Below are 19,577 nucleotides of genomic sequence, written 5' to 3'. Positions count from 1 at the left end.
GCACTTCTCTCCTCAGGCCGCGCCTATTACTCGAACCAATGGGCTCGGGCGGCCATGATCAACTTGCCGGCACGATCATCGTCAATGCCGTCGATGTCGAGCAGATCGTCAATAGACTGCTCGGCCAGGTCTTCGCGGGTAATTACGCCGCGCACCGCCAGTTCCATCGCCAAATCCTTGTCCATACCCTCAAGCGAGAGCAGGTCTTCGGCCGGATGGGCGTCTGCCAGCTTTTCCTCAGTAGCGATGGCTTTAGTCAACAAACGATCCTTGGCCCGAGCGCGAAGCTCGTTGACGATGTCCTCGTCAAAGCCGTCGATGTTGAGCATTTCTTCCAACGGTACGTAGGCAATCTCTTCCAGGCTGGTGAAGCCTTCATCTACCAGCACCTGAGCCAGTTCTTCATCGACTTCAAGCTCTTCGATGAAGTTGCGCAGGATGTCACCGGTTTCAGCTTGCTGCTTAGCCTGGATGTCCGATTCGGTCATCACGTTCAGGGTCCAACCGGTCAGTTGGCTCGCCAGACGCACGTTCTGACCACCACGACCAATGGCCTGAGCCAGATTGTCTGCGCCGACGGCGATGTCCATTGCATGGGCATCTTCGTCAACGATAATTGCCGCCACTTCAGCCGGCGACATGGCATTGATCACGAACTGCGCCGGGTTATCGTCCCACAGAACGATATCCACACGCTCACCGCCCAATTCGCCCGACACTGCCTGGACACGCGAACCGCGCATACCAATGCAAGCGCCTTGCGGGTCGATGCGTTTGTCCTTGGAACGGACCGCGATCTTGGCGCGCGAACCCGGGTCTCGGGACGCAGCCATGACTTCGATCAGGCCTTCGGCAATTTCCGGCACTTCGATACGGAACAGCTCGATCAGCATTTCCGGCGCGGTACGCGACAGGATCAACTGAGGGCCGCGGTTCTCGGTGCGGATTTCCTTGAGCAGCGCACGCAAACGCACGCCGACACGGAAGGTTTCGCGAGAGATGATGTCTTCGCGGGCCAGCAACGCTTCGGCGTTGTTGCCCAGGTCAACGATCACGTTGTCACGAGTCACTTTTTTCACGGTGCCGGAGATGATTTCACCCAGGCGCTCGCGATAAGCGTCAACGACTTGAGCGCGCTCGGCTTCGCGAACCTTCTGCACGATGACCTGCTTGGCGGTCTGTGCAGCAATACGGCCGAATTCGATCGATTCGATCTTTTCTTCGACGACATCACCGACCTTGGCACCAGGATGCGTTTCGGCAACCTTGCTTGGCCAGGTTTCGATGGCCGGATCATCAAGATCGGCCTCTTCGACGACCGTCCAGCGACGGAAAGTCTCATAGGCACCGGTGTGGCGGTTGATTTCCACACGCAGATCAACTTCGTCTTCAAAACGCTTTTTGGTCGCAGTGGCCAGGGCCAGCTCCAGCGCTTCAAAAATCACGTTTGCCGGTACGCCCTTTTCATTGGATACCGACTCAACAACCAGCAGTACTTCTTTGCTCATCGTACGCCTCGCCTTTCGCAAGCCATTGGATCCGCGGGATCCGCGTCTCAGTCAAAACTGGGAATAATGTTGGCCTTGTCGATCATATCGATCGGCAACAGGAACTCATGGTCTTCTACCTGCACCACGACATCCTGCTCTTCTACACCGCGCAGAAGGCCCTGAAAGTTGCGTCGCCCTTCAAAGGGAGATCGCAGCCTGATCTTCACTTGTTCACCGGCAAATTTTGCAAACTGCTCAATAGTGAACAGTGGGCGTTCCATGCCTGGCGAGGAAACTTCGAGGGTGTATTCAACGGAGATCGGATCTTCAACATCCAGCACACCGCTGAGCTGACGGCTGACAATGGCACAATCGTCCACCAGCACGCCGCCCTCTTTATCGATATAAACGCGCAACATTGAGTGGCGACCTTGAGCCGAAAACTCAATACCCCAGCATTCATAGCCTAGGGCCACGACCACCGGGGCCAACAAGGCCTGCAACTCTTCTAGCTTGCTCGACACCTGAACCCCCTCGTGCATGTATGTGCATGCTGTGCAAAATAAAAAAATGGGCGAAACGCCCATCCTTGAAACGCCGTCGAACAGCGGCGTTGAAAGTGTCCAGCTAACAAAAAGCCCCTTAAAAGGGGCTCCGCTAAAACTGGTTGCGGGGGCCGGATTTGAACCGACGACCTTCGGGTTATGAGCCCGACGAGCTACCAGACTGCTCCACCCCGCGACAAAGCTGGGGCGGAAGTATACGACCGATCCCTTACAGGGTCAATGTAACCTTCCACCTACAAGAAAGCCCGCAACAGCGGGCTCTCCTGATAATTGGTACCGAGAAGGGGACTCGAACCCCTACACCCTATGGGCACAACCACCTCAAGGTTGCGTGTCTACCAATTCCACCACCTCGGCAATACAGCGTTTACAACCCTTCTTACTTCTGCTCTTGAGCTGGAGGTACGTCAGTCGCTGGAGTAGCCGACTTTTGCTCTTGAAGCACCGGGACATCATCAGAAGCCGGTTTTGCTTTTGGTACTTCCAACACCGCCGGATTTGGGAGACCTACTTGAGTCAGCACATGAGCTTTCTCTTTAGCAAAGTAACCTAACCCTAAGCTGGTTATGAAGAAACCTGCGGCAAGTATAGCAGTAAACTTACTAAGAAAGGTAGAGGAACCTTGGCTTCCGAACACAGTATTTGAAGCACCTGCACCGAAAGACGCACCAGCATCCGCACCTTTACCCTGTTGCAACAAAACCAGGGCAACTACGCCCAGGGCAGCCAACAGATGAAAAACGACTACGACTGTTTCCAGCATTTTTTCAGTTTCCCGCGGCGCGACAAATCGCACCGAACTCATCTGCATTCAGGGAAGCTCCACCAATGAGCCCCCCATCGATATCCGGCATGCCGAACAGTTCGACCGCATTGGCCGCCTTCACGCTGCCGCCGTATAGAAGACGCACACCTTGTGCAACTTCAGAATTCTCTGCCGCCAACTGCGCGCGAATGGCTGCGTGCACATCCTGCGCTTGTTGCGGCGTAGCAGTCAGCCCGGTGCCAATGGCCCAGACCGGCTCGTAAGCAATTACCGCCTTTGCAAATGCACCAACACCCAGCTCCTCGATGATGCTGCCCAGCTGACGCGAGACAACTTCAAGAGTCTTGCCCGATTCACGCTGCTCAAGGGTCTCCCCTATGCACAACACCGGAACCAAGCCACAAGCCTGTGCGGCAGCGAACTTGCGATTGAGTGTCCCATCACGCTCGCCCATCATCTGACGACGCTCGGAGTGCCCGACAAGCACATAGGAACAACCCGCATCAACCAGCTGACTCGGCGATATCTCGCCGGTCAACGCACCTTGCATGGGCTCCACCGCAGAGTTCTGCGCGCCGACCTGAATCGACTTGCCCTTCAAGCCTTCAATCACTTGATTGATATGCAAGCAAGGCGGGAAAACCGCAACATCAACACCGCTAGGCAAGGCCAGGTGACGAAGGCCATTGATCAGCTCAGCGACACTGGCGCGGGTACCGTGCATCTTCCAGTTACCAGCTACCATAGTGCGACGCATGCTGTACCCCGTCGGTCAAAGTGGGCGCAGATGTTACCCAACCACACCCTCACTGGCAAGCCGAATTCAGCCGCAAACTTCAGTTACCAGTTTTGCCAGGTCTTCGGCATGGCCGCGGACCTGATTTTCATCATCACCCTCGACCATAACGCGCACCAAAGGCTCTGTGCCGGACTTACGCAGCAGCACACGGCCACGCCCCGCCATCGCCAGGGTCACGCGCTCGCAAGCCTCCTTAACAGAAGGGTGTTCGATTGGGTTTTCACCCCCAGCGAAACGCACATTGAGCAAAACCTGCGGGCACTTGCGCAGAGCCTGACGCGCCTGAGCCAGGCTCTCATCACGACGGCGCAGGGACAGCAAAACCTGCAAGGCCGCAATAATCGCATCACCCGTGGTGGTGTGATGGAAACAGACCACGTGCCCGGAGTTCTCACCACCCACCTGCCAGTTGCGCTCAAGCAACTCGGCGATGACATAGCGATCCCCCACGTTGGCCCGCACGAAGGGAATTCCCAGATCCGCCAGTGCCAATTCCAAGCCAAGGTTGCTCATCAGCGTACCGACGACCCCCCCTTGCAGCTTATTACGCTCATGCAGGTCGCGAGCAATGATGAACAACAGGTCATCACCATCGACCACCGCACCGGTGTGGTCCACCATCAGAACCCGGTCGCCATCACCGTCAAAAGCGATCCCCAGGTCAGCATGCTCCGCAAGAACTGCGGCCTGCAGCTGCCCCATGTGGGTGGAGCCACAGTTTTCATTGATGTTCAAACCGTTGGGCTGGGCCGACAGCACTGTCACATCAGCGCCCAACTCCTTGAACACGCTTGGAGCTACCTTGTAGGTGGCCCCATGAGCGCAGTCCACAACAATCTTCAGCCCAGCGAAATTGGTACTGGTGGGTACGCTGCTCTTGCAAAACTCGATGTAACGGCCAGAGGCGTCGTTGATACGCGATACCTTACCCAGCTTGCTGGATTCGACCACCGTCATTGGCGCGTCCAGCAACTCCTCAATCATCAACTCGATCTCGTCCGGCAGCTTCGTGCCCTGCCCCGAGAAAAACTTGATGCCATTGTCATCATGAGGATTGTGCGAAGCACTGATCACGATACCGGCTTCAGCGTGAAATGTACGGGTCAGGTAAGCGATTGCCGGTGTCGGCATAGGCCCCAGCAACATCACATCGGCACCTGCGGCGGACAAACCGGCCTCCAGTGCAGACTCAAACATATAACCTGAAATACGGGTGTCCTTGCCTACCAGGATGCGGCACGCGCCCATGCTACGGAACGCCATACCTGCCGCCCAACCCAGCTTCAGCATAAAGTCAGGAGTAATAGGGAATTCGCCGACACGACCACGAATGCCGTCGGTGCCAAAATACTTTTTAGTCATAAATACTCCATCATTCTTATTTGGCGGACTCTACAGCCTCAATCATGCGCACCACATCGACAGTCTCTGCGACGTCATGCACACGCAAAATACGCGCGCCCTTGGCCACTGCGAGCGCTGCAAGCGCAAGACCGCCATATAGCCGCTCGCCCACCGGGCGATTCAAGGCCAGCCCTATCATGCTCTTACGCGAAACACCGACCAACAAAGGCCGACCCAGCACATGCAAGGATTCCATGTGCTTAAACAGACTCAAATTGTGCTGTAACGTTTTGGCAAAACCAAAACCGGGGTCAAGGATGATCTTCTCGGGTGGAATTCCCACAGTGGCACATTGAGCAATACGCTCAGCAAGAAACCCACTGACCTCACCGACCAAGTCATTGTAATGAGGACTGTCCTGCATATTGCCGGGCTCCCCCAGCATATGCATCAAGCAGACCGGCAAACCGGTCGCCGCTGCCGCATCCAGTGCGCCATCCCGTTGAAGAGATCGCACATCATTGATCAGCCCCGCCCCTAAACGCGCTGTTTCGCGCATCACAGCCGGAGTCGATGTATCGACCGAGATGATCACATCCAGCTCACGTGCAATACGCTCGACGATCGGCGCCACCCGCTCCAGCTCCTCCAATGGAGAAACCACGCGAGCACCAGGCCGAGTCGACTCACCGCCGACATCAATCAGCGTCGCCCCCGCAGCCACCATTGCTTCAGCGTGACGCAATGCGGCATCCGACTGGCTGAAGCGGCCGCCATCGGAAAAGGAGTCGGGGGTTACGTTAAGAATACCCATCACATGAGTATGGGCCAAATCAAGAACCCGGCTGCCGCAAGGCAACCGGGTGGTAGAGGACAACGCAGAAGTCATTTCAAACCTTAGTGGTCAGCTGCCGGGCCGCCGATCGGGGTTTCAGGGCGCTCATTCTGTACCACTGGCGGGGTGCCCGAGGTACCCGAACCACCCTCCCAATCGCGAGGTTCACGCGGTGCGCGCCCGGCCATGATGTCGTCAATCTGGTCGGCATCAATGGTTTCATACTTCATCAGCGCATCAGCCATCGCATCCAGCTTGTCGCGATTGTCGGTCAGGATCTGCTTGGCCGTGCCATAGCACTGGTCGATGATGCTGCGCACTTCGGAGTCGATCAGCTTGGCTGTCTCGCCGGAGAAGCTGGCATTCTGACCACCACCGCCACGTCCCAGGAACACTTCGCCTTCTTCCTCGGCATACATCAGTGGGCCGAGTTTTTCCGACAAGCCCCACTTGGTCACCATGTTCCGCGCAATCTGGCTGGCACGCATGATGTCGTTGGAGGCGCCGGTGGTTACACCATCGAAACCAAGGGTCATTTCCTCAGCGATCCGACCACCGTACAGCGAGCAGATCTGGCTGATCAACGCACGCTTGGAGAGGCTGTAACGATCCTCTTCCGGCAGGAACATGGTGACACCCAGCGCCCGGCCACGAGGAATGATCGATACTTTGTAGACCGGGTCGTGCTCAGGCACAACGCGACCGACAATGGCATGACCGGCTTCGTGATAAGCGGTGTTCTGCTTCTCTTTTTCGGACATGACCATGGTTTTGCGCTCTGCGCCCATCATGATCTTGTCTTTCGCCAGTTCGAACTCTTTCATTTCGACGATGCGCTTGCCGGTACGAGCAGCGAACAATGAAGCTTCGTTCACCAGGTTGGCCAAGTCAGCACCGGAGAAGCCTGGAGTACCACGGGCAATCACCGCCGGAGCGACGTCATCGCCCATCGGTACTTTGCGCATGTGCACTTTAAGGATCTGCTCGCGGCCACGAATATCCGGCAGACCGACGACAACCTGACGGTCGAAACGCCCCGGACGCAACAGCGCAGGGTCCAGCACGTCCGGACGGTTGGTCGCGGCAATGACAATGATGCCGTCATTCATCTCAAAGCCATCCATCTCGACCAGCAACTGGTTGAGTGTCTGCTCACGCTCATCATGACCGCCGCCCATGCCAGCACCACGATGGCGACCAACGGCGTCGATTTCGTCGATAAAGATGATGCATGGCGCGTGTTTCTTAGCCTGTTCGAACATATCGCGAACACGGCTGGCACCAACACCGACGAACATTTCGACGAAGTCGGAACCGGAAATGGTGAAGAACGGCACCTTCGCCTCGCCGGCAATCGCCTTGGCGAGCAAGGTTTTACCAGTACCTGGAGGACCTACCATCAGCACGCCACGAGGGATGCGACCACCCAGGCGCTGGAACTTGCCCGGATCACGCAGGAACTCGACCAGCTCACCCACTTCTTCCTTGGCTTCATCGCAACCGGCAACGTCAGCCAGCGTGGTTTTCACTTGGTCCTCGGAGAGCAGGCGCGCCTTGCTCTTGCCGAAGCTCATCGGCCCGCCCTTGCCTCCCGCGCCACCTTGCATCTGGCGCATGAAGAACATGAACACGGCGATAATCACCAGGATCGGGAAGCTCGCCACCAGGAGTTGAGTCCAGATGCTCTGCTGTTCAGGCTGCTTGCCTTCGACAACCACGTGGTTATCCACCAGGTCGCCGATCAGACCGTTATCCTGAATGGCCGGACGAATGGTCTTGAAGCTGTCGCCATCGTTGCGCTTGCCGGTGATCACGTAGCCATCAACCGCCACGCGCTCGACCTTGCCATCCTTAACTTGCTGGATGAAGTCGGAATAGTTGAGGGTCTGCGGCTCGTTAGGGCTGGAGAAGTTGTTCATCACCGTCACCAGGACAGCCGCGATGATCAACCACAGGATCAGATTCTTTGCCATATCGTTCAATTAACTACCCTCTGAAGCAAGCTCCGCTACTGGCGCGCGCTTCGCATGATATTCACCGGCCTAACTTACTACATTACCTACAACTCTGGCAGGCGCCGTCTGTAACCCTTTGTGAAACTTTGACTACACAATATTCGTAAAGCTTCGTGACGAAAGCGATATAAAAAAACCTATCGGCTCTCTTAAAAACCTCAAAGACGCTCATCACTGGCGGCGCCTTCGATACCGCGGAACCCCCGCGCCAACAGATACTGCTCGCGAGATCGGTCCCGGGAGGAGTCTGGTTTGCGCATCTGCACCTTGTCGAACAGCTTGCGGATGTTCTTGTGGTACTCGTCGAAACCTTCACCCTGGAAAACCTTGACCAGGAAATCACCACCCGGACGCAATACCCGCCCCGCCAGGTCCAGTGCCAACTCGCAGAGAAACATGGCTCGCGGCATATCAACAGCCGGTAATCCACTCATATTGGGGGCCATGTCGGAAATCACAAGGTCTACCTGCGAATTTCCCACAGCCTCCAATATCTCGGCCAGCACGGCATCCTGGGTAAAGTCGCCATGCACGAAGGTCACATCCGGGATGCTGTCCATCTCAAGGATGTCGGAAGCGATCAACCGGCCTTGCCCACCAATCAGACGACTGGCCACCTGGGACCAGCCACCCGGGGCAGCCCCGAGGTCGATCACGCTCATGCCGGGGCGAAACAATTTGTCTTTGTCCTGGAGCTCCAGCAGTTTGTAACTGGCCCGGGAACGATAGCCATCCTTTTGCGCCTTTTTGACGTAAGGATCGTTGAAATGCTCTTGCAGCCACTTAAGGCTAGTTTTGGAACGGGCCACGGGCCACCTCGAAAAATAAAACGGGTCGTGATTAACTGGGCGGTCCCGGACTCGCTCGGGTAAACTGGCCGCCGCTTTTTTACAAGATCAGACGCAGGGGTCAGATTATGCCGCTCACTCAAGAGCAGAAGAAACAGTACAAATCCATTGGCCACCATCTGAAACCAGTTCTGATTGTGGCAGACAACGGTTTGACTGAAGGTGTGTTAGCCGAATTTGAACGCGCACTGAACGATCATGAACTGATCAAAATCAAGGTCAACATCCTTGATCGCGAAGCACGCCTGGCCGCCATTGCAGAACTGTGCAAGGTCGGTAAAGCGGACCTGGTTCAGGTCATCGGCAAGATGGCGCTGCTGTATCGCAAGAATTTCAGCGTCAACAAGCAATTGTCGAACGTTCATCGCTTCAAGTAACAAGGGTCACGGGCGCGCTTCGCGCGCCCCGCCACTCCACCCTGGCGCCGGCTGTAAAACCAGCACCAACCCGCAGAACCCTAGCACAAGATAGCTGAATAGCTGCCAGCGCAACGCTTCCGGCAACCATACATGCACCACGCAAAACATTGCGCATGCATACAGCGCCACCAACAGCAGTTGGCCGCGAATATCCCGCCATAAACTCCCCAAGCCTTCGGCCTTGATCAGCACCAGCACCTGGAGCGTCACGCACGCCGCCGCAAAATCCACCAGCAGCGCACTGAGCAATCCGTCGATCTCATCGATCAGCAACGGCGCCAGGCCAATCAGGCCCAGCACCGGTAACACGCCAACATGAAACAGCCACAGGCCACCCACCCAAAGCATCTGGGCAAGCTGCCAAAGCATGGCGCCCACACTAAATGGGCGCCGTCTTTCAGATGTGACGAACTTCAACAATCTCGTACTCGATCACGCCACTTGGCGTTTTCACAGCCACCACATCACCCTCTTCCTTGGCAATCAAGGCACGGGCAATCGGCGAACCTACAGAGATCTTGCCCTGCTTGATGTCAGCTTCGTCCTCACCCACGATGTGGTAAGTCACGCTTTCATCGGTCTCGACGTTGGCGATTTCAACGGTGGTGCCGAAGATCACCTTACCCGTATGGGGAATGGTCGTTACATCGATAACCACCGAGTTCTGAAGACGGCCTTCGATATCGCGAATACGCGCCTCGACCATACCCTGCTGCTCACGAGCAGCGTGGTATTCGGCGTTCTCCTTCAAGTCACCCAGCTCACGGGCCGTACCAATGTCCTGGCTCAGCTTCGGACGGACGACCTTGGTCAGATGGGCGTGCTCCTCTTCCAAGGCCTTGAAGCCCTGGACAGTCATTGGGTATTTGGTCATGCCTTCAATCCTGCGTGTAGATCCTGCAAGCGACGCACGGTCTTTTCCGGACCGAACTTGAGCGCTTCGCAGATGGCTTCGCCAGCAGCAATAGTGGTGGTGCAGTAGATCTTGTGCTGCAAGGCGTTACGACGGATGGAGTAAGAGTCCGCGATCGACTGGCGACCTTCGGTGGTGTTGATGATCAGAGTGACTTCGTCATTCTTGATCATGTCGACCACGTGCGGACGGCCTTCCGTCACCTTGTTCACGCGACGCACTTTCAGGCCCGCAGCCTCGATCAGCTTGGCGGTCCCGGCAGTGGCCACGACTTCGAAGCCCAAGTTGATCAGATCACGTGCCACGCCTGCAACCAGCGGCTTGTCATCATCACGCACGCTGATAAACGCAGTACCGCCGGTCGGCAGCACTTCGCTGGCACCCATCTGGGCCTTGGCGAAAGCTTCACCGAAGGTATCGCCCACACCCATCACCTCACCGGTGGACTTCATCTCTGGGCCCAGGATCGGGTCCACACCAGGGAATTTGGCGAATGGGAACACCGCCTCTTTCACGCTGTAGAAGTTCGGAATGATTTCCTGGGTGAAACCGATTTCCTTCAGGGTCTTACCGGCCATCACGCGGGCAGCGATCATGGCCAGAGACACACCGATGCACTTGGAAACAAACGGCACGGTACGCGAAGCACGCGGGTTGACTTCAATGACGTAGATATCCTCGCCTTGCAGCGCCAACTGTACGTTCATCAAGCCGACTACACCCAGCTCCAGGGCCATTTTCTTGACCTGTTCACGCATCACATCCTGGATGTGTACCGGCAGCGAATAAGGCGGCAGCGAGCAAGCGGAGTCACCGGAGTGAACACCGGCCTGTTCGATGTGCTGCATGATCGCGCCGATCACTACGTCGGTGCCGTCGCAAACAGCGTCCACGTCCATCTCGATGGCGCAGTTGAGGAAGTGATCCAGCAGCACCGGGCTGTCGTTGGACACTTTCACCGCATCACGCAGGTAACGCTTGAGTTCTTCTTCTTCGTAGACGATTTCCATCGCACGACCGCCCAATACGTAGGACGGACGCACCACCAGCGGGTAGCCGATCTTGCTGGCTGCACGGATCGCTTCGTCTTCGCTGCGCACAGTAGCGTTGGGTGGCTGACGCAGGTTCAGGCGCTCAACCATCTGCTGGAAGCGCTCACGGTCTTCAGCGCGGTCGATGGCATCAGGGCTGGTACCGATGATCGGCACGCCGGCAGCTTCCAGGGCACGCGCCAGCTTCAGCGGGGTTTGGCCGCCGTACTGGACGATCACGCCTTTAGGCTTCTCGACGCGCACGATTTCCAGCACGTCTTCCAGGGTCACTGGCTCGAAGTACAGGCGATCGGAGGTGTCGTAGTCGGTGGAAACGGTTTCCGGGTTGCAGTTGACCATGATGGTTTCGTAACCGTCTTCGCGCAGAGCGAGGGCGGCGTGCACGCAGCAGTAGTCGAACTCGATACCCTGGCCGATACGGTTCGGACCACCACCCAGGATCATGATCTTGTCGCGGCCCGACGGCGCGGCTTCGCACTCTTCCTCGTAGGTGGAGTACAGGTAGGCGGTGTCGGTGGAGAACTCGGCAGCACAGGTGTCAACGCGCTTGTAGACCGGGAAGATCTCCAGCTTGTGACGATGAGTGCGCAGGTTTTTCTCGGTCACACCCAGCAATTTGGCCAGGCGCTGGTCGGAGAAGCCCTTGCGCTTGAGGCGGAACATCATGTCGCGGTCGATGCTGGCCAGGCCCAAGGTCTTGACCTTCTCTTCTTCCTTGATCAGATCTTCAATCTGGACCAGGAACCAAGGGTCGATCATGTTCATGCCGAAGATGTCTTCAACGGTCATGCCGGCACGGAAGGCGTCAGCCACGTACCAGATACGCTCGGCGCCCGGCACGGTCAGCTCGCGCTTGAGCACGCTCATGCTTTCCGGGCTGGCCAGGTCGAGCTTCTCGTCCAGGCCGCAAACGCCCACTTCCAGGCCGCGCAGGGCTTTCTGCAGGGATTCCTGGAAGGTACGGCCGATGGCCATGACTTCACCCACAGACTTCATCTGAGTGGTCAGGCGCGCGTCGGCCTTGGCGAATTTTTCGAAAGCAAAACGTGGCAGCTTGGTCACGACGTAGTCGATGGACGGCTCGAAAGACGCCGGGGTCTTGCCGCCGGTGATGTCGTTCGACAACTCGTCCAGGGTGTAACCCACAGCCAGCTTGGCCGCGACCTTGGCAATCGGGAAGCCGGTGGCTTTCGAAGCCAGGGCCGACGAACGCGATACACGCGGGTTCATTTCGATCACGACCATGCGGCCGGTGTTCGGGCAGATGCCGAACTGTACGTTGGAACCACCGGTTTCCACGCCGATCTCGCGCAGTACCGCCAGGGAGGCGTTACGCAGGATCTGGTATTCCTTGTCGGTCAGGGTCTGTGCCGGAGCCACGGTGATCGAGTCACCGGTGTGCACGCCCATCGGGTCGAAGTTTTCGATAGAGCAGACGATGATGCAGTTGTCCTTTTTATCGCGGACAACCTCCATCTCGTACTCTTTCCAACCGATCAGGGATTCGTCGATCAGCAGCTCTTTGGTCGGCGACAGGTCCAGACCACGGGAGCAGATTTCTTCGAACTCTTCACGGTTGTAGGCGATACCGCCACCGGTGCCACCCATGGTGAAGGATGGACGGATGATGCACGGGAAACCCAGGGTCTCGAGGACCGCATTGGCTTCTTCCATGCTATGAGCGATACCCGAACGTGGGCATGCCAGGCCGATGGACTTCATGGCCTTGTCGAAACGCGAACGGTCTTCAGCCTTGTCGATGGTGTCGGCATTGGCACCGATCATCTCTACGCCGAATTTCTCCAGGACGCCTTCGCGCTCCAGGTCCAGGGCGCAGTTCAGAGCAGTCTGGCCGCCCATGGTCGGCAACAGTGCGTCCGGACGCTCTTTCTCGATGATCTTGGCAACGGTCTGCCACTTGATCGGTTCGATGTAGGTAGCGTCGGCCATGGCCGGGTCGGTCATGATGGTGGCCGGGTTGGAGTTCACCAGGATGACGCGGTAACCCTCTTCGCGCAGTGCTTTACAAGCCTGGGCGCCGGAGTAGTCGAATTCGCAGGCCTGGCCGATCACGATCGGGCCAGCGCCGAGAATCAGGATGCTTTTTATGTCTGTACGTTTTGGCATGGGTTTGTCACTCAAATCCGCAGGTCAGTCGGCAAGCCGTCTTGAACAATCTTTGAAGCGCCTGCGGGGGCCACCGAGGTCCGGGGCCGCCCGCAAGCCGCTCAGTCAGCGTCGCTTGGCCATCTCATTGATGAAACGGTCGAACAGCGGCGCGACGTCGTTCGGGCCCGGGCTGGCCTCAGGATGGCCCTGGAAGCTGAACGCGCTCTTGTCGGTGCGCTCGATACCCTGCAGGGAACCGTCGAACAGCGACTTGTGAATAGCGCGGACGTTGCTCGGCAAGGTTGCCTCATCCACCGCAAAACCGTGGTTCTGGCTGGTGATCATCACAACGCCCGTGTCCAGGTCTTGTACCGGGTGGTTGGCACCGTGGTGGCCGTGGCCCATTTTCAGGGTCTTGGCGCCGGAGGCCAGGGCCAGCAACTGGTGGCCCAGGCAGATACCGAATACCGGAATCTCGGTTTCCAGCACGTCCTTGATTGCCTGGATAGCGTAGTCGCATGGCTCGGGGTCACCCGGGCCGTTGGACAGGAACACGCCATCCGGTTGCAGGGCGAGCACATCGCTGGCCGGGGTTTGCGCCGGAACCACCGTCACGCGGCAGCCGCGCTCGACCAGCATGCGCAGGATGTTGTACTTGACGCCGTAGTCGTAGGCCACTACGTGGTAAGGCAACTCAGCGGCTTCGATGGCCGCATGGTCATCAGTCTTCAAATCCCAGACCGTGGAGCGCCACTCGTACTTCTCTTTGACGCTGACGACCTTCGCCAGGTCCATGCCTTTCAGGCCAGGGAAACCTTGCGCCGCGGCAATCGCTGCCTCTTCGGAGATATTGTCACCGACCATGATGCAGCCGTTCTGCGAGCCTTTTTCACGCAGGATGCGTGTGAGGCGGCGAGTGTCGATACCGGCGATCGCCACAACGTTGTTGGCTTTCAGGTAATCGGACAGCGACATCGTGTTACGCCAGTTGCTCGCAACCAGTGGCAGGTCACGAATCACCAGACCCGCCGACCAGACACGATCAGACTCGACGTCTTCCGGTGTAGTACCGGTGTTGCCGATGTGCGGATAGGTCAGGGTAACGATCTGCTGGGCGTAGGAAGGATCAGTAAGGATTTCCTGATAGCCGGTCATGGCAGTGTTGAACACTACCTCTCCAACGGTTTGACCGTCGGCTCCAATGGCATCGCCGCGAAAAATGCTGCCATCAGCAAGGGCGAGTATGGCTGGCTTAGTCAAGAAGACCTCCCGTAAATAAAGCCTGAAAGGGCGATCGCAGGTTGTAAAAAAGCGGAGTGACGTATGGACACGTCACCCCGCTTGTTCACTGAATTATTCTGCGCGCTTTTAGTGGACACACTAAAGCTGTAGCTTACAGAAAAAGGCTTTTTTGGTCCACCGCTAATGAGCCTTAAAGGCAGGGGAATGCGACAGGACGTCGCCTAGCGGGTAAAAACGGGGCCTAAGCATAAGCTTGAGGCCCCCTTTTAGCTACTGATTAGTGCAGATCCAGCACGTCACGCATGTCGTAAAGGCCAGGCTCACGCCCTTCCAGCCAAAGCGCGGCACGTACCGCGCCCTTGGCGAACGTCATACGGCTGGACGCCTTGTGAGTGATTTCCAGGCGCTCGCCTTCAGCGGCGAACAACACAGTGTGATCTCCCACCACATCACCACCGCGAACCGTGGCAAACCCGATGGTGTCATGCGCGCGCGCACCGGTATGGCCTTCACGACCGTAAACGGCGACTTTCGACAAATCACGCCCCAACGCATCGGCAATTGCCTCACCCATACGCAGCGCGGTACCGGACGGCGCATCGATCTTGTGGCGGTGATGAGTCTCGATAATCTCGATATCCGCCTCATCACCCAGCACGCGAGCCGCCAGATCCAGCAGCTTGAGCGAAAGGTTCACACCCACGCTGAAATTGGCGGCGAAGACGATAGGAATATCCTTGCCCGCCTCCACCAACAACTGCTTCTGCTCGGCACTCAAGCCCGTGGTACCGATCACCATGGCCTTGCCGGCCTTGCGGCAGAACGCCAGGTTCTTCAGCATGACGTCCGGCAGGGTGAAATCGATCAATACGTCGAACTCGTCAGCCACCTGTTCCAGGTTGCCGGACAGCGAAACGCCGATACGCCCCAACGAGGCCAGCTCACCGGCATCCGCACCGATCAGCGTGCTACCGGGGCGCACGATGGCCGCGGTCAGCCCGGAAGCCGGTGAGCGCTGCTGCACCGCCTCGACCAGCGTCTTGCCCATGCGCCCTGCAGCGCCCATTACGGCTATACGTCGCATAATCACTTCCTTACAGGTCGCCGAAGAAGCGCTTCACGCCATCGAAAAAGCCAGTGGTCTTCGGAGAGTGGGAGTGATCCCCCTCCAACGAACTGCGGAATTCTTCAAGCAATTCACGCTGACGGCGATTCAGGTTGACCGGCGTTTCCACCGCCACACGGCACATCAGGTCACCCGCGCCACCGCCGCGCACCGGCGCAACGCCTTTGCCACGGATGCGGAACTGTTTGCCGGTCTGCGTGCCTTCAGGAATCTTGAGTTTCACACGCCCATCAAGTGTCGGAATCTCGATCTCGCCACCCAAAGCCGCATCGACAAAACTGATCGGCACTTCACAGAACAGGTGCTTGCCATCACGCTGGAAGATCGAGTGCTCACGCACGTTGATCACCACGTACAAGTCACCCGTAGGGCCGCCCTGAGTACCCGCCTCGCCCTCGCCCGACAGGCGAATACGATCACCGGTATCCACACCCGCCGGCACTTTCACCGACAGGGTCTTGTACTCTTCGACACGCCCTTCGCCGTGGCAGGAGTCGCACGGGTCGGAAATGATCTTGCCCTGGCCATGGCAGCGCGGGCAGGTCTGCTGCACCGAGAAGAAACCTTGCTGCATGCGTACCTGGCCGATCCCCCCACAGGTCGGGCAAGTAATCGGCGAGGAGCCCTTCTTGGCACCCGAGCCATCACACGGCTTGCAGTTGACAAGCGTCGGCACACGGATATTGACACTGGTACCGCGTACGGCTTCTTCCAGGTTCAGTTCCAGGGTGTAGCGCAGATCGCTGCCGCGCTGGGCACCGCCACGCTGGCCACCACGGCCACCACCAAAGAAGTCGCTGAAGACATCGCCGAAGATATCGGAGAAGTTCTGACCACCAAAACCGGCGCCACCACCGCCCATGCTCGGATCGACGCCGGCATGGCCGTACTGGTCGTAGGCCGCACGCTTGTTAGGGTCAGATAGGCATTCGTAGGCTTCGTTAGCCTCTTTGAACAGTTCTTCGGATTCCTTGCTATCCGGATTACGGTCCGGGTGATGCTTCATCGCCAGGCGACGGTAGGCCTTCTTCAGGTCCGACTCGCTGGAGCTGCGCTCCACACCCAATACTTCGTAATAGTCACGCTTTGCCATAAGTCTTTGCACTCTTAAGGACGTTCAGCCAGACCCTCCTGAGCCTTGCCAAACTCGTTGAGCCCCAATACAGGCCCGGACCCAACTCACGTCAATTCAACGATCCTGGTCATTACTACTTTTTAACCGGAGCCCCGATCAAAAACGCGGTATTTACTGCTCGGGAAGCAGGAGCATTCCCGATCACACCGCCAGCATCCGAACGCTGTCGCATACTGTAAAAATTCGCGTACCCCAGACACGCCAACGCGGGAGCAAGCTCCCGCGCGGCGACATCCTACCAGTCACCGCTTGATAGCGGTCAACCGGACGACCAACTTACTTGTTGTCTTTGACTTCTTCGAACTCAGCATCGACAACGTCGTCGTGCTTGGCTTCAGGCTCAGCGTGTTGCGCGCCGCCTTCAGGCTGGGCCTGTTGTTCGGCGTACATTTTCTGAGCGACTGGCGCGGAGACTTTCGACAGCTCTTCGATCTTGGCTTCGATGGCAGCCTTGTCGTCGCCTTTGACAGCGGCTTCCAGGGCAACCACGGCAGCTTCGATTGCAGTTTTCTCTTCAGCAGTCACTTTATCGCCAGCATCAGCGACCATTTTGCGGGTCGAGTGAACCAGGGCATCACCTTGGTTACGCGCACCGGCCAATTCTGCAAACTTGGCGTCCGCGTCGGCATTGGCTTCGGCATCACGAATCATCTGTTGAATTTCTTCATCAGACAGGCCGGAGTTGGCCTTGATGGTGATCTTCTGCTCTTTGCCGGTCGCCTTGTCTTTCGCACCGACGTGCAGGATACCGTTGGCGTCGATGTCGAAGGTCACTTCGATTTGTGGCACGCCACGTGGTGCTGGTGGAATCTCGGACAGGTCGAACTTGCCCAGGGATTTGTTCTGTGCCGCCTGCTTACGCTCACCTTGCAGCACGTGAATAGTCACGGCGCCCTGGTTGTCGTCGGCAGTCGAGAACACTTGCGATTTCTTGGTAGGAATCGTGGTGTTTTTCTCGATCAGCGCAGTCATCACGCCGCCCATGGTTTCGATACCCAGGGTCAGCGGGCTGACGTCCAGCAGCAGTACGTCTTTCACGTCACCAGCCAGTACCGCGCCCTGAATAGCAGCACCCATGGCAACCGCTTCGTCAGGGTTCACGTCTTTACGTGCTTCCTTGCCGAAGAACTCGGTGACTTTCTGCTGTACCAGTGGCATACGGGTCTGACCGCCCACCAGGATCACGTCGTTGATGGAGCCAACGTCGATACCTGCGTCTTTCAGGGCGATGCGGCAAGGTTCGATGGTGCGCTGAACCAGGTCTTCAACCAGCGCTTCCAACTTGGCGCGCGAGATCTTCACGTTCAAGTGCTTCGGACCGGTGGCGTCTGCAGTGATGTACGGCAGGTTCACGTCGGTCGACATGCTCGAGGACAGCTCGATCTTGGCTTTCTCAGCGGCTTCTTTCAGGCGCTGCATGGCCAGCGGGTCACCCTTGAGGTTCATGCCACTTTCTTTCTTGAATTCGTCAACGAGGTAGTCGATCAGACGAATGTCAAAGTCTTCACCACCCAGGAACGTGTCACCGTTGGTGGCCAACACTTCGAACTGGTGCTCGCCGTCGACTTCCGCGATCTCGATCACGGAAACGTCGAAGGTACCGCCACCCAGGTCATAAACGATCACAGTGTGGTCGCCTTTGGCCTTGTCCATACCGTAGGCCAGAGCCGCCGCAGTAGGTTCGTTGATGATACGTTTTACATCCAGGCCCGCGATGCGGCCGGCGTCTTTGGTCGCCTGGCGCTGGCTGTCGTTGAAGTAGGCCGGAACGGTGATCACCGCTTCAGTCACGGTTTCACCCAGGTAATCTTCGGCAGTCTTCTTCATCTTTTTCAAGACTTCAGCCGAGATTTGCGGTGCAGACATCTTGTTGCCGTTTACTTCAACCCAGGCGTCACCGTTGTCAGCCTTGGCGATTTTGTAAGGCACCATCTTGATGTCTTTCTGTACGACTTCTTCGTCGAACTTACGACCGATCAGACGTTTTACCGCATACAGCGTGTTATGCGGGTTAGTCACGGCCTGACGCTTGGCCGACTGGCCGACGAGGATTTCACCGTCGTTGGCGTATGCAATGATCGACGGCGTGGTACGCGCGCCTTCGGCGTTTTCAATGACTTTTGCAACGCCGTTTTCCAGCACGGAGACGCAGGAGTTGGTAGTCCCCAGGTCGATACCGATAATTTTGCCCATGATTTACTCTCCCGAAACTTGAATTTGGATGCCGCAGCAGTGGTGGCTAACCGCGGTAGCACTTAAACGCTTGACTTATAGATGGGGCCGTTACGACTGATTTCAAGCCTGCTCATCAATAGAAGGTGAAACGGGTGCAGGAGCCTTGCTCACCACCACCATTGCCGGGCGCAGCAAGCGACCGTTAAGCAGGTAACCCTTCTGGAACACTTTCAACACACTGTTAGGCTCAAGGTCATGGCTCTCTTGCATGGCCATGGCCTGGTGATGCTCGGCGTTGAACGGCTCGCCGCCCTGTGGATCGATCGCTTCCAACTGATAACGCTTCAGGGTGTCCTGGAACATTTTCAGGGTCAGCTCGATCCCTTCACGCATCGCACGGATGTTTTCGTCGTCCGGGTTGGACAGCTCAAGGCCACGCTCCAGGCTGTCGATAATCGGCAGCAAATCGCCGGCAAATTTTTCCAGCGCGAACTTGTGAGCCTTTTCTACATCCTGCTCGGCACGGCGGCGGACGTTCTGCAGATCGGCGGCAACACGCAAAGACTGATCCTGCGCAGCGGCCAATTGCTCTTCAAGCACTTTTACACGAGTTGCCAGCTCATCGCCGACAGCCGAATTGGCGTCTGGAGTTTGCGTATCCTGCGTCTGTTCGTCAGCCATAGATTTCTCCTTTCAAAATCATGCGCGAACTCGACTCGCGCTTCTGTTCCGGTATATGGGGT

17 protein-coding genes and 2 tRNA genes are annotated in these 19,577 nt (G+C 57.3%); 1 reads left to right on the top strand and 18 read right to left on the bottom strand.

The window, feature by feature from the left end:
* Positions 1 to 26: 26 nt before the first annotated feature.
* From nusA to rlmE, 10 genes are all read right to left on the bottom strand, one after another.
* Positions 27 to 1,508: a transcription termination factor NusA gene (nusA, locus tag MJP36_RS06600; RefSeq protein ID WP_056854968.1), complete on the bottom strand. Its 1,482-nt coding sequence runs from the start codon at positions 1,506 to 1,508 to the stop codon at positions 27 to 29.
* Between the two features lie 47 nt (positions 1,509 to 1,555).
* Entirely contained in the window at positions 1,556 to 2,014 is a 459-nt protein-coding gene (rimP, locus tag MJP36_RS06595; RefSeq protein ID WP_060752349.1) for a ribosome maturation factor RimP, read from the bottom strand.
* A 140-nt stretch (positions 2,015 to 2,154) separates the two neighbouring features.
* A tRNA-Met gene (locus MJP36_RS06590) sits at positions 2,155 to 2,231 on the bottom strand.
* 96 nt (positions 2,232 to 2,327) lie between these two features.
* Positions 2,328 to 2,413, bottom strand: a tRNA-Leu gene (locus tag MJP36_RS06585).
* Positions 2,414 to 2,435: 22 nt separating this feature from the next.
* The gene (secG, locus tag MJP36_RS06580) at positions 2,436 to 2,819 is read right to left on the bottom strand and encodes a preprotein translocase subunit SecG (RefSeq protein WP_010206600.1); all 384 of its coding nucleotides are present in this window, start codon (positions 2,817 to 2,819) and stop codon (positions 2,436 to 2,438) included.
* Positions 2,820 to 2,823: 4 nt separating this feature from the next.
* Positions 2,824 to 3,579, bottom strand: coding sequence for a triose-phosphate isomerase (tpiA, locus tag MJP36_RS06575; protein ID WP_090365788.1), 756 nt, complete (start codon positions 3,577 to 3,579; stop codon positions 2,824 to 2,826).
* Between the two features lie 66 nt (positions 3,580 to 3,645).
* Positions 3,646 to 4,983: a phosphoglucosamine mutase gene (gene glmM, locus MJP36_RS06570; protein WP_090365786.1), complete on the bottom strand. Its 1,338-nt coding sequence runs from the start codon at positions 4,981 to 4,983 to the stop codon at positions 3,646 to 3,648.
* A gap of 16 nt (positions 4,984 to 4,999) precedes the next feature.
* A complete protein-coding gene (gene folP / locus MJP36_RS06565; protein ID WP_161548376.1) occupies positions 5,000 to 5,854 on the bottom strand; it encodes a dihydropteroate synthase in 855 nt (284 codons plus the stop codon).
* Between the two features lie 8 nt (positions 5,855 to 5,862).
* Complete coding sequence (gene ftsH, locus MJP36_RS06560; RefSeq protein ID WP_060752266.1) at positions 5,863 to 7,773, bottom strand: ATP-dependent zinc metalloprotease FtsH; 1,911 nt, start codon at positions 7,771 to 7,773, stop codon at positions 5,863 to 5,865.
* Between the two features lie 200 nt (positions 7,774 to 7,973).
* Positions 7,974 to 8,624 (bottom strand): 23S rRNA (uridine(2552)-2'-O)-methyltransferase RlmE, encoded by a 651-nt coding sequence (gene rlmE, locus MJP36_RS06555; protein ID WP_010206606.1) that lies wholly within the window; start codon positions 8,622 to 8,624, stop codon positions 7,974 to 7,976.
* 107 nt (positions 8,625 to 8,731) lie between these two features.
* Between rlmE and MJP36_RS06550 the strand changes: the two genes are divergently transcribed.
* Positions 8,732 to 9,040 carry a YhbY family RNA-binding protein gene (locus tag MJP36_RS06550; RefSeq protein ID WP_010206607.1) on the top strand — a complete coding sequence of 103 codons (309 nt, stop codon included), beginning with the start codon at positions 8,732 to 8,734 and terminating at the stop codon, positions 9,038 to 9,040.
* A gap of 6 nt (positions 9,041 to 9,046) precedes the next feature.
* Here the strand turns inward: MJP36_RS06550 and MJP36_RS06545 are convergent, their stop codons facing one another.
* The 8 genes from MJP36_RS06545 to grpE form a co-directional block, all read right to left on the bottom strand.
* Positions 9,047 to 9,451, bottom strand: coding sequence for a hypothetical protein (locus MJP36_RS06545; protein ID WP_060752267.1), 405 nt, complete (start codon positions 9,449 to 9,451; stop codon positions 9,047 to 9,049).
* Between the two features lie 28 nt (positions 9,452 to 9,479).
* Positions 9,480 to 9,956 carry a transcription elongation factor GreA gene (greA, locus tag MJP36_RS06540; RefSeq protein ID WP_060752268.1) on the bottom strand — a complete coding sequence of 159 codons (477 nt, stop codon included), beginning with the start codon at positions 9,954 to 9,956 and terminating at the stop codon, positions 9,480 to 9,482.
* Positions 9,953 to 13,174, bottom strand: a complete 3,222-nt coding sequence (gene carB, locus MJP36_RS06535) for a carbamoyl-phosphate synthase large subunit (RefSeq protein ID WP_060752269.1) — start codon at positions 13,172 to 13,174, stop codon at positions 9,953 to 9,955. Before carB ends, greA begins: the two co-directional genes overlap by 4 nt.
* A gap of 105 nt (positions 13,175 to 13,279) precedes the next feature.
* On the bottom strand, positions 13,280 to 14,416 hold the full coding sequence (gene carA, locus MJP36_RS06530) for a glutamine-hydrolyzing carbamoyl-phosphate synthase small subunit (RefSeq protein ID WP_244385072.1): 1,137 nt from the start codon (positions 14,414 to 14,416) through the stop codon (positions 13,280 to 13,282).
* 259 nt (positions 14,417 to 14,675) lie between these two features.
* Positions 14,676 to 15,482: a 4-hydroxy-tetrahydrodipicolinate reductase gene (gene dapB / locus MJP36_RS06525; protein WP_090365776.1), complete on the bottom strand. Its 807-nt coding sequence runs from the start codon at positions 15,480 to 15,482 to the stop codon at positions 14,676 to 14,678.
* A 10-nt stretch (positions 15,483 to 15,492) separates the two neighbouring features.
* Positions 15,493 to 16,617, bottom strand: coding sequence for a molecular chaperone DnaJ (gene dnaJ, locus MJP36_RS06520; protein WP_060752272.1), 1,125 nt, complete (start codon positions 16,615 to 16,617; stop codon positions 15,493 to 15,495).
* Between the two features lie 318 nt (positions 16,618 to 16,935).
* Positions 16,936 to 18,852 (bottom strand): molecular chaperone DnaK, encoded by a 1,917-nt coding sequence (gene dnaK, locus MJP36_RS06515; protein ID WP_060752273.1) that lies wholly within the window; start codon positions 18,850 to 18,852, stop codon positions 16,936 to 16,938.
* A gap of 102 nt (positions 18,853 to 18,954) precedes the next feature.
* The gene (gene grpE, locus MJP36_RS06510; protein WP_244385071.1) at positions 18,955 to 19,515 is read right to left on the bottom strand and encodes a nucleotide exchange factor GrpE; all 561 of its coding nucleotides are present in this window, start codon (positions 19,513 to 19,515) and stop codon (positions 18,955 to 18,957) included.
* Positions 19,516 to 19,577: the final 62 nt, after the last annotated feature.

This window comes from Pseudomonas palleroniana, assembly GCF_022836895.1.
Taxonomy (GTDB): domain Bacteria; phylum Pseudomonadota; class Gammaproteobacteria; order Pseudomonadales; family Pseudomonadaceae; genus Aquipseudomonas; species Aquipseudomonas palleroniana.
Note: the sequence above shows the minus strand (reverse complement) of the source record. Positions and strands in the feature narration are given on the sequence as shown.

Excerpts from the sequence above, each read along its gene's own strand:
- ftsH (WP_060752266.1), bottom strand. The coding sequence starts at position 7,773 with ATGGCAAAGAATCTGATCCTGTGGTTGATCATCGCGGCTGTCCTGGTG.
- greA (WP_060752268.1), bottom strand. The coding sequence starts at position 9,956 with ATGACCAAATACCCAATGACTGTCCAGGGCTTCAAGGCCTTGGAAGAG.
- grpE (WP_244385071.1), bottom strand. The coding sequence starts at position 19,515 with ATGGCTGACGAACAGACGCAGGATACGCAAACTCCAGACGCCAATTCG.
- carB (WP_060752269.1), bottom strand. The coding sequence starts at position 13,174 with ATGCCAAAACGTACAGACATAAAAAGCATCCTGATTCTCGGCGCTGGC.
- nusA (WP_056854968.1), bottom strand. The coding sequence starts at position 1,508 with ATGAGCAAAGAAGTACTGCTGGTTGTTGAGTCGGTATCCAATGAAAAG.
- glmM (WP_090365786.1), bottom strand. The coding sequence starts at position 4,983 with ATGACTAAAAAGTATTTTGGCACCGACGGCATTCGTGGTCGTGTCGGC.
- secG (WP_010206600.1), bottom strand. The coding sequence starts at position 2,819 with ATGCTGGAAACAGTCGTAGTCGTTTTTCATCTGTTGGCTGCCCTGGGC.
- MJP36_RS06545 (WP_060752267.1), bottom strand. The coding sequence starts at position 9,451 with ATGCTTTGGCAGCTTGCCCAGATGCTTTGGGTGGGTGGCCTGTGGCTG.
- dapB (WP_090365776.1), bottom strand. The coding sequence starts at position 15,482 with ATGCGACGTATAGCCGTAATGGGCGCTGCAGGGCGCATGGGCAAGACG.
- dnaK (WP_060752273.1), bottom strand. The coding sequence starts at position 18,852 with ATGGGCAAAATTATCGGTATCGACCTGGGGACTACCAACTCCTGCGTC.
- folP (WP_161548376.1), bottom strand. The coding sequence starts at position 5,854 with ATGACTTCTGCGTTGTCCTCTACCACCCGGTTGCCTTGCGGCAGCCGG.
- MJP36_RS06550 (WP_010206607.1), top strand. The coding sequence starts at position 8,732 with ATGCCGCTCACTCAAGAGCAGAAGAAACAGTACAAATCCATTGGCCAC.
- tpiA (WP_090365788.1), bottom strand. The coding sequence starts at position 3,579 with ATGCGTCGCACTATGGTAGCTGGTAACTGGAAGATGCACGGTACCCGC.
- dnaJ (WP_060752272.1), bottom strand. The coding sequence starts at position 16,617 with ATGGCAAAGCGTGACTATTACGAAGTATTGGGTGTGGAGCGCAGCTCC.